Raw genomic sequence first — 14,028 nt, forward strand, 5'->3', positions numbered from 1 at the left:
TATTTCTCCGCGGCCTGACGCCCGCTCTTCTTCTCTCCCTCCGTCATCGCTTCGCGATGACACCTCCCTCCTCAGAGGGAGGCTTTCTTTATCGGCCCCTCTTGGCCGACTGAGGGAGAGAACCCCCTTGGCTAGGCTGTCAGTATGACTGTGCATAACGTGATCATCATCGGTTCGGGGCCGGCCGGTTACACGGCGGCCATCTATCTGGGTCGCGCCGGCTTGCGCCCGGTGCTCGTCACCGGCGCCCTCGCCCCCGGCGGCCAGCTCGTCAACACCACCGAAGTGGAGAATTTCCCCGGGTTCCCGGACGGTATTCTCGGCCCCGATCTGATGGACGCGATGCGCGCCCAGGCGGAGCGTTTCGGCACCGAGTTCATTCATGAGGACGTCACCTCGATCGCGCTCGATGATGCGACCGGCGGCGAGAACGCCGCCACGGACGGCATCAAGCGCGTCACGTTGGATTCCGGCGACGTGCTGGAATCCCGCGCGGTGATCGTCGCAACCGGATCGTCCTACCGCAAACTGGGCGTGCCCGGCGAGGAGGAGTATTCCGGTCACGGCGTCTCCTATTGCGCCACCTGCGACGGGTTCTTCTTCAGGAACAAGCCGATCGTCGTGGTCGGCGGCGGTGATTCCGCGTTCGAGGAGGCGCTGTATCTGACGCGATTCGGCTCGTCGGTCACGCTGATCCATCGTCGCGACGAGTTCCGCGCCTCCGCGATCATGGTGGAACGCGCCCGCGCAAACGATAAACTCACCCTCCTCACCAACACCGTCGTCACCGCCATCCACGGCGGCACCACGGGAACCGATAGTGCTGGTGCCGCCGGCGCGGGCGCCGCGGCCGTGGACGTCACCGGTGCGAACGCCGCACCCTCCGCGACGTCCTCCCTCCCGACCTCGCTCTCCCTCAAGCCGATCAACGGCATCACCCTGAACGCCGGCAAAACAGGAGGCCTCGGTCTCGCCGGTGGCGCGGACAAGACCGCCGACGCGAACGGCGCTAGCGCGGCAGGTTTCCCGCTCAAGCTGGGCAACGCGCTGGGCGGCGTGACGCTGCCCGCGGCCGCACCGGCGGCCGGCAGCGTCACGTCCGTCGACATCCGCGATACGGTGACCGGCGAGACCGGCACGCTGGACACGGCGGCGGTGTTCGTCGCGATCGGCCACTCCCCCGCGACCGCGTTCACCGGCGATGTGGTGAAGAAGGATGACGACGGCTACATTCTCGTGGACGGCGCGAGCACGCGCACGTACACGCCCGGCATCTTCGCCGCCGGCGACTGCGTCGACCGCACCTACCGCCAGGCCATCAGCGCCGCCGGCATGGGCTGCCGAGCCGCCCTCGACGCCCAAGACTACCTCGCCGACTGAGGCAAGAACCGAACCACTTGGCCCCCTCTGACGAGGGGGCTCCCGGCGAAGCCGGGTGGGGGAGAGACCGCGGCCGTCAGGCCGCGAAAACGGAATCGGCCTACGGCCGATACAATTTCCCCGCGGCCTCACGGCCGCTCCCCTTCTCTCCCTCCGTCATCGCTTCGCGATGACACCTCCCTCATCAGAGGGAGGCATATCGGATTACGCGTGACGGATAATCCTCTTCTACTCGCCGAGGATGACTACGCTGGAATCGTGTGAAGGAATATAATCGCGGCAATGTGGCCAATGCGCGTTCCCTGCGTCGCAATATGACGCCGTGGGAGCGGAAGCTGTGGTACGAATTTCTACGAGGTCAGCCTGTCCGGTGGCAACGTCAGAAGCCTATCGCTGATTTCATCGTCGATTTCTATTGCGCCAAAGCCCAGTTGGCCATCGAATTGGATGGAGGTGGACACTACGCGCAATCCCAACGTAATCAGGATAATCAACGCACGGCATTGCTGAACCAACAGGGAATACAGGTCGTCAGATTCAGCAATCACGATGTGGACACACGATTCTACGAAGTATGCACGGTAATCGACCGCACGACAAAGGAGCGTCTTGCCGCATTAGGAAGATGCTAACCCGATTGCCTCCCTCTGACGGGACATCGCCGTAAAGCAAACGCCGGAGGCGTTTGTAGGCGATGTGCGAGCCGACAGGCGAGCCGATATGAGGCCAGCCGCAGGCTGTCCGTTGTTACGGACGAGGTGGCCGCCGCAGGCGGCCGGAGGGAGAGAAGAAGAGCGGCCGTCAGGCCGCGGAGAAATAGTATCGACCGAAGGCCGATTCAGTTCTTTGCGGCCTACGGCCGCGGGTCTCTCCCCCACCCGGCTCCGCCGGGAGCCCCCTCGTCAGAGGGGGCCAAGAATGCTGTCATGCGTCGTAGGCGCATGTCCGGGGATTAGCGCCAGTCGTCCTTTTTGTTGTCTTTGGGCATGAGGAGGCCTAGGATGCGGTCCATGTCTTCGGGGGACGAGAAGACGATCTCGATGCGGCCGTGCTTCGGGGTGCCCTTGATCGAGACCTTGGTGTCGAAGCGGTCCTCCAGATTGCTCTTGATCGGCGAACCGGCCCACGGATCGTTCTTGCGCGCCTTCGGCTTCTTCGGTTCCTTGTCGTCGAGGTTCGCCATCGCGACGATCTCCTCGGTGCTGCGCACGGACAGGCCTTCCGCGATGATGCGGACGGCGAGCTTGTCCATCGCCTCGGGGTCGTTGAGTCCGAGCAGGGCACGCGCATGGCCGGCGGTGAGGATGCCGGCGGCGACCTTCTTCTGCACACCGGCGGGAAGGTTGAGCAGTCGGAGCGTGTTGGCGATCTGCGGACGCGACTTGGAGACCGACTTGGAGAGCTGCGCCTGCGTCAGACCGAACTCGTCGATCATCTGCTGGTAGGCGGCAGCCTCTTCGAGCGGGTTCAGGGCGACGCGATGCAGGTTCTCCAGCAGGGCGTCGCGCAGCATGTCGTCGTCGGCGGTCGTCTTGACGATGGCGGGGATCGTCTCCAGTCCGGCGAGCTGCGAGGCACGCCAACGGCGTTCGCCCATGATGAGCTCGTACGGGCTGTCCATGCGGCCGTCGAACTGATTGGCGGGCTCATGGCCTTCCTGCGCCTTGCGGGCCGCCTCGATCTGGGCGGCGGGACGCTTCCGCACGACGATCGGCTGGAGGACGCCGACTTCCTTGATGGAGGCGGACAGTTCGTTGAGATCGTCCTCATCGAAGACAGTACGCGGCTGGTGGGTGTTCGGGCCGATGTCGGACAGCTTGAGCTCGGCCAGATAGCCGCCCTCAACCGGCTTCAGCTCCGGCTTCTCGTCGCTTTCCTTCTTCGCGGTTTCACGTGAAACATGCTGTTCGGTCGCCTTCTCCAACGGGGACTGGCGGGAGGTGATCGACGACTGGATCGGCTTCTCCACGACGGCGCCGGTGACGGTGTCGTTGAAGAACATGTCGCTCGGGTGGGCGATGTCGCTCAGCGCCGGCATTGCGGCGCGATGCTGCTTCTTCGGCTTGGAGGAGGACTTCGGCTCGCTCTTCTTCTTGGTTTCACGTGAAACAGAGACGGGCTTCACCTCCAGCTTCCTACGCTGGGGAATGTCGTGCTTGGGCTTCTCCTCCGGAGAGTCCTCCCCCGGCAGTTCAGGGAACAGCGCGCCGAGGCCTTTGCCGAGACGGGATTTCGATGACATATCAGGCCTCCTTCATCCTGGTCGCGATGGCTTCCAATACGTTTTCGGAACGGCGGGTGATCTCCAGCGCGGCCTCGCCGTAGGAGATGGCGCCCATGCCGTGCGGGTCGTAGACGATGACGCTCTTGCTGAAGCTCGGTGCCTCCGAGATCTTCACCGTGCGCGGGATCGTCGTGTCGAGCACGATGGACGGGTAGTGCTTCTTCACCTCGTTGTACACCTCACGGCTCAGCAGCGTGCGGCGGTCGAACATCGTGATGAGCATCGTGGATACGGTCAGGCTCGGGTTGAAGTGGTCCTGGACCAGGCCGATCGTGTTGATGAGCTGGCCGAGACCTTCGAGCGCGTAGTACTCCGCCTGAATCGGGATGAGCATCTCGTGCACGGCGCACATCGCGTTGATGACGAGCAGACCGAGGCTCGGCGGGCAGTCGATGAACACGTAGTCGTAGTGATGCTCGGATTCCCCGAGGAACTTGTCGACGGCCTCCTTGAGCAGGGAGTTGCGGTTCGGCAGGTCGGCGACCTCGAGCTCCGCGCCGGACAGATCGATGGAGGCAGGCACCACGTCGAGGTTGTCGAAGTCGGGGCACGGCTGCATGGCCTCGGCCAGCGTGAGACGGCCTTCGAGCACGTCGTACACGGACGGCTCCCCCGAGGCGTGGCTCACACCCAATGCGGTGGAGGCATTGCCCTGCGGATCCATGTCGATGACCAGGACGCGCATCCCGTGCTCGGCCAGCGCGGCCGCCAGGTTCACCGTCGACGTGGTCTTGCCGACACCGCCCTTCTGGTTCGCGATGGCGATCAGACGCGTCCGGGACGGCTTCGGGAACTTCTGCTGCTGCAGCTTGGCGTAACGATTGGACTCCAATGCGATCTCCGCACCGACCGGCGACTCCCCCTCGGCGAAGATGCGCCTGATGGTCTGTTCGGCGGACTCCATCGGATTCTGATTATCGGCCATGACCTCTCCTTGACAACACAACATGCTGGAATCCGACCCCATTCGGGATCGGATTCCAGCACTGCCCACTTATCCACAAAAATGTGGATAAGTGTGGATAACTCGATTCTCTGGCTGTGGACGGACTGTTTTCGTTGGTTTCAAATCCTCAATATATCAACGTTCTTCGGCACAGCCACCGTTCGGTTGACAATGTGGATAACTTTGTTCGACCTGTGGAAATGTGGAAAACCGCACCCCTATCGCTTATCGACCAGCACCACGTGCGTCGGCTCCAGACCGGGTCCGACCTGGGCCTCGACGACCCTCGGATTCACGCCGCGGCGCTTGCCGATCTCCTTGGCGGCCTTGTCGATCTCCGCCTGGGCGGAACGTCCCTTGAGCGCGACGAGCCTGCCGTGGGGCTTCAGCAGCGGCAGCGTCCACCCAGCGAGCTTGGTCATCGGGGCGACGGCGCGGCAGGTCACCACGGCGTACGGATGCAGGTCGCGGTCATGGCGCATGGCGTCGATGACCTCTTCGGAGCGGGCACGGAACACGCTCACGTTCTTGAGCCCCATCGCGTCACGGCATTCCTTGAGCCATTCCACGCGACGTTCCATCGGCTCGATCAACGTGAACTCATGGTCGGGCAGGCACGCTGCTGCCACCAGACCGGGGAATCCACCGCCACTGCCGACGTCGGCCACGGTCTTGAACCGCTCGCCTTCGGTCGCCTCGCGCACGAACGGCACAATCGCCGCCGAGTTGAGGATATGCCGCTCCCAGATGATGTCGACGTCGCGCGGGCCGATGAGCCCACGCGGCTCCCCTTCCTCGGCGAGTTTCACGTGAAACACGCGCAACGGCTCATAGGCGTCGCCAAGCACATCGCGCAGCACCGGCGAACCGTCCAGCTGGTCGGCCATACCACTCCCCTCTTCTCTCTACGGTTTCCTGCAGTCTCAATCGATCGTCACACGGACCGGACGGGACGTCACTCCTCGTCGGAGTCGTCCGCGTTGGCACGCAGGTAGATGGTGACGTAACGATGCGGCTCCTCGCCGTGGGAGCGGGACTTCAGTCCCTCCTCGCGCACGACGTCGTGAACGACCTTGCGTTCGAAGGAGTTCATCGGCTTGAGGTCGACCGGCTCGCCGGTCTCCTTGACCTCGTCGACGGCGTCGAGCGCGATGTCGTGCAGACGCTGGCGCTTGCGCTTGAGGAATCCGTCGACGTCGACGATGAGCCGGGAACGCTCGCCGGTCTTCTGCTGCACGGCGAGACGGGTGAGCTGCTGGAGCGCGTCGACCACTTCCCCGTTGCGGCCGATGAGATGCTTGATGTCGGTGTCGTCGTCGGCGACGATCTGCACCATCGGGCGGCCGTTGCGCACGCCCATCTCGATGTCGCCCTCGTAGTCGGCGATGTCGAGCAGTCCTTCCAGGTAGTCGGCGGCGATGTCGGCTTCGTCGTTGAGCTGATCCACCGTCTTGTCGTCATTCTGGGCCATGAGGTCCTCCTTCGATCATGGGTCTATGGGAATAGTCTAAACCAGCCATCCGCTCCAGCCACGTAGGCGAGCCGGGATAGCTCGGCCCGGTGCTTCACGGTTTCACGTGAAACACCGGGCCTTACTTACTCATCATTTCTTTTTGTTCTTGTTCTTGCGCTGAGGCTGCTGGCGCTGGTAGCCGCGCGATTCCTTCTGCTGAGCCTCGACCTTGGCCTTCTCCAGTGCCTCATCCTCGAGGGACAGCTGGCCGGCCTTGGCGCGGCGGGCGTTCTCCTTCTCGTGATCGCGGACTTCCTTGGCGTCGGCCGCGGGCGATCCGGGAGTCGGGAAGGCGTACATCTGCCAGAAGGTACGCAGCAGGTTGCACACGTTGTTCGTCAGCCAGTAGACCAACACGGCGAACGGCATCGTGATGCCGGAGAAGATGTACATGACCGGGAAGATCCACAGCATGGTCTTCTGCATCGTGGCCGCCTGGCCCTGCATGGTGGCCGGGTTCATGTTCTTGTTCATGTTGATCCACTGCATGAAGAACATGCAGCCGCACATGAGCGCCACGAACACCACGATGATCGCCTTGGCCGTCATATCGCCGTTGCCGAACGTGCTGGTGGTGTTCACCAGGCCGAGCACCTTGGATTCGGAGAACTGCTTCGCGGTCTCCACGTCGAAGGCGCCGAGCGCCGCACGCTTGCCGCGCGCGATGTACGGGATGGCGGACAGCACGTAGAACATGCACATGAAGACGGGGCCCTGGATGAGCATCGGCAGGCACGAACCGGCCGGGTTCGCGTCGTTGTCCTGATAGAGCTTCATCATCTCGCGGCTCAGGGCCTCTTTACTGGCCTGGTCCGTCTTGCCCTTGTACTTGTTCTGGATCTTCTGCATCTTCGGCTGCAGCGCCTGCATCTTGCGCATCGACAGCATCTGCTTGTAGAAAATCGGGAGGATGCACGCGTGCACGACGAGCACGAGCACGATGATGGACAGCACCCACGAGACGCCGACCGGGTTCATGCCGAGCATGACGAAGAAGTCATGGACGACCTTCATGATCTGCGTCATCAGCCACTCGACCGGGGTCAGGATCTTGTACAGCCAACCCCAGAAGCCGCTGTCCAGCAGGAATTGATTTTGGTTCATGGTAAGGGATTCCCCCATTCGTCAGTCGGCAACGGCGTCAATCGAGGTTCCTCGTGAGCCTTCGACCATCGGAAACGATAGAACAACGAGAAACGTCGGGGCACGTCGTCGATGCCGCCGCGACTCCACGGCCGACACCGCAGCAGGCGCAGCACGGCGAGCGTTCCCCCACGCAGGGCGCCGAACCGCGCCACCGCTTGGATGGCATAGTTCGAGCAGCTCGGATAGTACCGACAACACGGCACCGCACGATGCGCGGAGAACGTGCGCTGATACCAGCGCACCCCGCGGATCATCATGGCGGCCATGCCGTTCATCGCGTCACCGTTCCCGGATATCCCGATCGATCCGTTCGGCGATCTTCGCGAACGCCGAGGCCACCTGCCCGTCCAAGGACTCGAACGGAGCCGAAGCCGCGCTCGGCTTGGCGCGCATCACGATGTCGCACCCCTCGGGCAGCCGGTCCTCATACGCGCGCGCGAGCACGCGGAAACGACGTTTGACCGTATTGCGCGTGACGGCGTTCCCGACCGCTTTTGATACGGCGAGACCCATGCGCCGCGCTTCGGGCGCCACCAGGGTACGCGTATGCGAATCGTCGCGCACCAGATAGTGCACGACGATGTCGTTGCGCGAAACCTTGTGACGGCGTTTCAGCACGGCGACGAATTCGCTGTGGCTTTTCAGCCGTTCCACGACCGTCTTGAAAAGTCTAAGACGCCGACCGTCTGAATCAGGCGGCCAGGGTCTTGCGGCCCTTGGCGCGACGACGGTTGATCAGGGCGCGGCCGGAACGGGTGCGCATGCGCTGACGGAAGCCGTGCTTCATGTGACGACGGCGGTTGTTGGGCTGGAAGGTCCTCTTCATAGTTGTGCTCCTAAGTCTTTCGGCCACGCTGACGCGCGGCTCCCACGTGAGTCAAGCTATACCAAACTACCCTCACCCCTCCCCCAACGTCAACACAGGTGCATTTCATTCACAATTCACCGTTCCGACACGACACGCCGCGACACGCCGAAAGCGCCATATGACGCCGTTCCGAAGCCGCGAGTTATCCACAAATTACAGGAATGTTATTCACAATCCAATGATTGCAACACGCAAGCCTGTGGATAACTTCCAAGCTATGAGTAACAATGGTGTGCGCACTTTATTCGTTCGAGCAGTGGAAGGAGGACCGGCATGGCCGATGAACCCCGCGACCCGGTGACCGAGGCCAACCATATCTGGTCCGACACGCTGACGCTGCTCAAGCACAATTCCTCGCTTTCCCCGCGCGACAAGGGATGGCTGGAAGGCGTGTACCCGGAGGGCGTGTTCGGCACGACCATCGTGCTGTGCGTCGAGAACGCCGGAACCCGCCAGGCGCTGGAGAACGAACTGCGCCGCCCGCTGCTCGAGGCGATGAACATGGTCACCGGTCAGGACATGACGCCGGCGTTCAAGATCGCGCCGCGACGACCGTCCACACCGAAGACGGAGACCGTCGCGCCGTCGCGCCGCGCCTCCGCATCGAAGCGGGGAGGCGCGATGGACGCCGAGAACCCGCCGTCCATCGCCGATCTCGGCAAGGAGCCGTTCGGTTCGCGCGGTCCGGTGCCGAACGTGCCGACCTCGATGCCGGCCACGATTCCGACCCCGGTCGACATGGCGACCGCCGCCGGATACCCGATGAGCCGCAACAAGGTGGCCCGCGATCCGGAGACCCACCTCAACAAGAACGCGACGTTCGACACGTTCGTCCCCGGCGATTCCAACCGTTTCGCCCGCACCGTCGCCCTCGCCGTGGCCGAGGGATCGGGCCGCGACTTCAACCCGCTGTGTATCTACGGCGGTTCCGGTCTGGGCAAGACCCACCTGCTCAACGCGATCGGCAACTACGCGCTCGTCAAGGACCCGAGCCTCAAGGTGCGATACGTGAATTCCGAGGAGTTCACGAACGAGTTCATCGAGGCGCTGCAGAACACGACCCAGAACCAGGGCCAGATCGCCGAATTCAACCGGCGCTACCGCGAAGTCGACGTCCTGCTCATCGACGACATCCAGTTCCTGGGCGGCAAGGAAGCCACCCTGGAGCAGTTCTTCCATACGTTCAACGCGCTGCATCAGGCGAACAAGCGCATCGTCATCGCCTCCGACGTCGCGCCGAAGAACCTCAAGGGCTTCGAGGCGCGACTGATCTCGCGCTTCGATTCGGGTCTGACCGTCGACGTGAAGCCGCCGGACCTCGAGACCCGCATCGCGATCCTGCGCATGATGGCCTCGATGAACCACAGCAACATCCCCAACGATGTGCTCGACCTCATCGCCGAACGCTTCACCGAGAACATCCGCGAGCTGGAAGGCGCGCTGACGCGCGTCACCGCCGTCGCGTCCCTCAGCAACCAGCCGGTCACGCGCACGATGGCCGAGCAGACGCTGCAGGATTTCTTCACCACCGACGTGGAGGTGAAGCCCACCGACATCATCAGCCAGGTGGCGAAGTACTTCCATCTGTCGTTCGACGACATCGTCGGCAAGTCGCGCATGAAGAACATCGCGATCGCGCGGCAGGTGGCCATGTACCTCACGCGCGAGATGACCAGTCTGAGCCTCGTCGACATCGGCAAGGTGTTCGGCGGCAAGGACCACACGACGGTGATGCACGCCTGCGACCGCATCTCCAACGGCATGCAGGACCGTCAGGAGATCTACAACTACGTGATGGAACTGACCGTCAGACTGAAACAGGGAAACACCGACTTCAAGCAGAAGTAGGGGATACCCCCTCAGTCGCGCGAAGCGCGACAGCTCCCCTGCAAGGGGGAGCAAAGCACGAGGGCGCATGCGGTTGTGCGCCCCCTTTAGGGGGAGCTGGCCGCCGCAAGCGGACTGAGGGGGCCGAGGAAGCGGATCGGCCGAAGGCCGATGCCGTGTTCCGACGAAGGTCATCGTCGACCTTTGGCTAGCTCGATCGCGTGTGGCGAACGAATCCGCGCTCCATCGAAACGCGTCCGAAAAATGCATTGAAAACGTTCGCCAGAATCGATTCTCCCGGCCGAAATCACCCCGCGACACTCCGTGGAACAAGAAAAAGTGGGGTAAAGTTATCCACATACTTATTCACAAATGTGGGTAACCTCAGTGGAAAACCGGTGGATGACCGCCCGTTTTCATGTGGATAACCAGTGGATGAACCCGCATCGAATGTGGAAAACCGAAAAGAGACCCGAAGCCTGTGGATAACTCGCCGATTTATCCACAATATCTCGATGAGTTATCCACATTTTTCCACTGCCGCCGAAACGAGACGCCACAAGCCCTCAGCGAGGGTTTTCCACACTATCCACAAGCCTTATTACGACTACTACTTACGTGTTCTCTTGACTCACCATAGTGGGAACGTCACCTTCCGCGCGAGCGAAGCGAAGCGCGGGGCGCAATCGCCTAGAATGAATTCCAGCTCAGGAAAAAGCCGAAAATCGTTCGCCACAACGCATCGTGCGGGATTCGCGCAAGGAACCGTCCGGGAGAATCGCGTGTGACGAACGAAAACGACGAAAAACGAAACGAAAGCAGGCACCATGAAGGTCGAAATCAACTCCTCCGCGCTGGCGGACGCCGTCGCGTGGACCACCAGGGTCATCGACGCCCGCCCGTCGAACCCGATCCTCGCCGGCATCAAGCTCGAAGCGGTCGACGGAACGCTGCAGCTGTCGGCGTTCAACTACGAGATCTCCGCCCGTCACCACATCGAGGCCGGCGTCGACGAGGCCGGTTCGGTGCTCGTGCTCGGCAAGCTGCTCGCCGACATCACCAAGTCGCTGCCCGGCGAGAAGACCTACCTCGCCACCGACGGCTCGACGATGACGATCACCTCCGGCAAGTCGACCTTCACGCTGCAGCTCATGCCCGAGGCCGAATACCCGGATTTGCCCGGAATTCCGGGTAAACTCGGCCAGGTCGACGCCCCGACCTTCGTGCAGGCGGTCGCCCAGGCGTGCGTCGCGGTCTCCCGCGAGGAGAACCGCCCGGTCCTGACCGGCGTGCGCATGCAGTTCGACGGCGACAAGGTGATCATGACCTCGACCGACCGCTTCCGCTTGTCGCGTGCCAGCTTCACCTGGACTCCGAACGACATGGACGTGAACACGACGACGCTGGTGCGCGGTTCGCTGCTGCGCGACATCGCCCGTTCGCTCGACGAGCACCAGAACGTCGTCGTCGATTTCGACGTGGACTCCCCCTCGCTGCTCGGTTTCGAGAACGCCGGCCGCACCTCCACCTCGCAGCTCATCGACGGCGAGTTCCCGGCGGTCGACCGACTGTTCGCCGACGACTACCCGATTCAGGCGGTGGTCGATCGCCAGTCGCTGATCGCCGCGATCAAGCGAGTCGCGCTGGTCGCCGAGCGCAACGCCCCGATCCGCATGGTGTTCTCCGGCCAGGAGGTCACGCTGTCCGCCGGCGCGATCGACGAGGCGCAGGCCACCGAGGTGCTCGACATCGACATGGACGGCGACGATATCACCGTCGCGTTCAACCCGTCCTACCTGATCGAGGGTCTGAGCGCGATCACCGAACCGTTCATCCGCATGAAGATGACGACCGCGGTCAAGCCGGTCGAGTTCAACGGCCAGCAGGAGGCCGACTCCGACGAGTCGATGGACTACCGCTACCTGCTCGTTCCGATGCGCTTCAACAGCTGACCGGAAACGGCGGCGATTGCGGTACCGTTAGCGATATCGCAAATTCGCCTGCCGCATCGAATATCATCATCGATATCACGGCCGGGGCCCCACGCTTCGGCCTTCCCAATCCGAACAGATCCCCGCGAAACGCACAAAACCGAACATCCCGGTGCGTGCCCCACTTCGCCCCACTCCCCCGTCCCCGTCAATCATCCGCCAGCCACCCATCAATCACCCGCGATCACAGCCGAATCCCCGCCGATCACCCCACACCGAAAGGCCGCAATCCCATGTACGTCTCCCGCCTCGCGCTCGACCACTACCGCTCCTGGGGGCAGCTGGTGGTCGACTTCGCGCCCGGCGTCAACGTGCTCCACGGCGCGAACGGTCTGGGCAAGACGAACATCGTCGAGGCGGTCGAGGTGCTGTCCACCGGAACCAGTCACCGCACGTCGTCGTCGCTGCCGCTCGTCGAGCGCGGCGCGACGAAGGCCACGATCCGCGCGAACGTGACGGACGGCGACGGGCGCGCGGCGGACGGCGCGGCTGCGGCCGACGCCGGCACCGCCGCCGCGACGCCCGCGCGCACCGTCACCTACGAGGCGACGATCGCGGCGCGCGGCGCGAACCGCGCACGCGTCGACGCCGGTCCCTCCCGCTACCTGCGCGACATCGTCGGCGAGGTGCCGTCCGTCGCGTTCACGCCGGACGACCAGCGTCTCGTCGCCGGCGACCCGGCCACGCGCCGCAACTTCCTCGACCAGGCGGGCGCGCTGCTCGTCCCGCGGTACGCGGAACGCCAGCAGCGCTTCACGCGCATCGCCCGGCAGCGCGCGACGCTCCTCAAGCAACTCCAGAGCCGCGAGGGCGCGTTCGACGCGGCCCTGAGCGGCCTGGAGATCTGGACCGGCCAGTTCATCGACGCGGGACTCGAGCTCACGCGCGTGCGGGCGCGCATCGTCGACCGTCTCGCCGGCCCGTTCGCCGCGATCTACGCGCGGCTCGCGTCCGGGCGCGGCGAGGCGGGCCTCGCCTACGCGCCGTCGTTCGCCGAGGCGACGGCCGTCCCGGCCGGCCACGACGGCGACGCCGCGTTCGACCCGCGTCCCGCCATCGCCGCCCACTTCCAGCGCCTGTACGCGGGCGAGGTGGCGCGCGGCGTGAACCTCATCGGGCCGCAGCGCGACGACCTCGCCGTCACGCTCGACGGCGTCCCGGCGCGTGAGTTCGCGTCGAACGGCGAGATGTGGACGATGGCGTTGGCGCTCAAGATGGCGTTGTTCGAGGCGGTCGCCGAGGAGCGCGGCGTGAAGCCCGTCGTCATCCTCGATGATGTGTTCGCGCAGCTCGACGAGTCGCGGCGCGAGCAGATCCTCGATTTCGCGATGCACCAGGACCAGGTGCTCATCACCGTCGCCGCGGCCGGCGACATCCCCGCGATGCCGGAGAGCGCGGCCGGACGCACGGTGAACGTCATCGACGTGGACGAGCTGCGGCGCGCGGCGGAGGCCGGCGACGGCGCGGGTCTCGCGCCCGGTGCCGGCGACGCCGCGACAGGCGCGACGCCGGAAGCGGCGGCGACGCGATGAAGCCGCCGATCGCCGTGACGCTCAAACTCGACCCGCGCGAACTGCCGGCGCAGGTGTTCGAGCGCTACGCGGCGCGCGAATCGTCGCGCAAGGCGCGCGCCGCACGCGCCGAGGCCGCGTGGGAGAGCTTCGGCAAACCCGGACGCGACCCGGCCCGGCTCGGCGGCGTCGCGGCGCTGATCGCGCGCCAGGGTGACTGGATTCCGCATTTGAAGCTCTCCGAACTCAACAACCACTGGGACCGCGTCGTCGGACCCGCCATCGCGCAGCACTCGCACGTGATCGCCCTACGCGACGGGGTGCTCACGATCGGCACCGAATCGCAGGTGTGGGCAACGCAGCTCACCTACCTGATCCCGCAGCTGGAGCACACGATCCGGCGCAACCTGGAGGGACTGGACGTCGAACGGATCCGCGTCGTCGGCCCCGCGGCCGGATACACGCGCAAGTGGGCCAGGCGGCGGTAGGCGAATCCCGGCCCCCCCCTGGCGAGGGGCTCCCGCGAAGCGGGTGGGGAGAGACCGGACAGGAAGGGACTTCG

At 64.2% G+C, this 14,028-nt stretch carries 14 protein-coding genes; 6 read left to right on the top strand and 8 right to left on the bottom strand.

All coding sequences use genetic code 11. The features are described 5' to 3' along the window. The first annotated feature begins 144 nt into the window (after window positions 1-144). Window positions 145-1,380, top strand: a complete 1,236-nt coding sequence (locus tag AC1AYX_RS09635) for an NAD(P)/FAD-dependent oxidoreductase (protein ID WP_476503272.1) — start codon at window positions 145-147, stop codon at window positions 1,378-1,380. A gap of 260 nt (window positions 1,381-1,640) precedes the next feature. Continuing rightward, entirely contained in the window at window positions 1,641-2,012 is a 372-nt protein-coding gene (locus tag AC1AYX_RS09640; RefSeq protein WP_476503273.1) for an endonuclease domain-containing protein, read from the top strand. A 320-nt stretch (window positions 2,013-2,332) separates the two neighbouring features. On the opposite strand, the gene AC1AYX_RS09645 is transcribed toward AC1AYX_RS09640, so the two are convergent. The 8 genes from AC1AYX_RS09645 to rpmH all read right to left on the bottom strand — a co-directional run bounded on the left by AC1AYX_RS09645 (window position 2,333) and on the right by rpmH (window position 8,095). Next, window positions 2,333-3,622, bottom strand: a complete 1,290-nt coding sequence (locus AC1AYX_RS09645; protein WP_476503274.1) for a ParB/RepB/Spo0J family partition protein — start codon at window positions 3,620-3,622, stop codon at window positions 2,333-2,335. Window position 3,623: 1 nt separating this feature from the next. Continuing rightward, a complete protein-coding gene (locus AC1AYX_RS09650) occupies window positions 3,624-4,568 on the bottom strand; it encodes a ParA family protein (RefSeq protein WP_476503288.1) in 945 nt (314 codons plus the stop codon). Between the two features lie 260 nt (window positions 4,569-4,828). After that, window positions 4,829-5,497, bottom strand: a complete 669-nt coding sequence (gene rsmG, locus AC1AYX_RS09655) for a 16S rRNA (guanine(527)-N(7))-methyltransferase RsmG (protein WP_476503275.1) — start codon at window positions 5,495-5,497, stop codon at window positions 4,829-4,831. Between the two features lie 68 nt (window positions 5,498-5,565). Beyond that, window positions 5,566-6,081, bottom strand: a complete 516-nt coding sequence (locus AC1AYX_RS09660; RefSeq protein ID WP_034525659.1) for a Jag family protein — start codon at window positions 6,079-6,081, stop codon at window positions 5,566-5,568. 132 nt (window positions 6,082-6,213) lie between these two features. After that, window positions 6,214-7,227, bottom strand: coding sequence for a membrane protein insertase YidC (yidC, locus tag AC1AYX_RS09665; protein WP_476503276.1), 1,014 nt, complete (start codon window positions 7,225-7,227; stop codon window positions 6,214-6,216). Then, complete coding sequence (gene yidD, locus AC1AYX_RS09670; protein ID WP_476503289.1) at window positions 7,224-7,523, bottom strand: membrane protein insertion efficiency factor YidD; 300 nt, start codon at window positions 7,521-7,523, stop codon at window positions 7,224-7,226. Before yidD ends, yidC begins: the two co-directional genes overlap by 4 nt. Before the next feature lie 25 nt (window positions 7,524-7,548). Beyond that, a complete protein-coding gene (rnpA, locus tag AC1AYX_RS09675) occupies window positions 7,549-7,923 on the bottom strand; it encodes a ribonuclease P protein component (RefSeq protein ID WP_476503277.1) in 375 nt (124 codons plus the stop codon). Window positions 7,924-7,960: 37 nt separating this feature from the next. Further along, window positions 7,961-8,095, bottom strand: coding sequence for a 50S ribosomal protein L34 (rpmH, locus tag AC1AYX_RS09680; RefSeq protein WP_034525651.1), 135 nt, complete (start codon window positions 8,093-8,095; stop codon window positions 7,961-7,963). A 315-nt stretch (window positions 8,096-8,410) separates the two neighbouring features. On the opposite strand from rpmH, the gene dnaA reads away from it, so the two are divergent. From dnaA to AC1AYX_RS09700, 4 genes are all read left to right on the top strand, one after another. Further along, window positions 8,411-9,985 (top strand): chromosomal replication initiator protein DnaA, encoded by a 1,575-nt coding sequence (gene dnaA / locus AC1AYX_RS09685; protein ID WP_476503278.1) that lies wholly within the window; start codon window positions 8,411-8,413, stop codon window positions 9,983-9,985. Between the two features lie 806 nt (window positions 9,986-10,791). Continuing rightward, window positions 10,792-11,916, top strand: coding sequence for a DNA polymerase III subunit beta (gene dnaN / locus AC1AYX_RS09690; RefSeq protein WP_476503279.1), 1,125 nt, complete (start codon window positions 10,792-10,794; stop codon window positions 11,914-11,916). A gap of 272 nt (window positions 11,917-12,188) precedes the next feature. Further along, a complete protein-coding gene (recF, locus tag AC1AYX_RS09695) occupies window positions 12,189-13,487 on the top strand; it encodes a DNA replication/repair protein RecF (RefSeq protein ID WP_476503280.1) in 1,299 nt (432 codons plus the stop codon). Then, the gene (locus tag AC1AYX_RS09700) at window positions 13,484-13,954 is read left to right on the top strand and encodes a DciA family protein (protein WP_476503281.1); all 471 of its coding nucleotides are present in this window, start codon (window positions 13,484-13,486) and stop codon (window positions 13,952-13,954) included. The genes recF and AC1AYX_RS09700 overlap by 4 nt, the downstream gene beginning before the upstream one ends. Window positions 13,955-14,028: the final 74 nt, after the last annotated feature.

This window comes from Bifidobacterium sp. LH_419 (assembly GCF_056356955.1).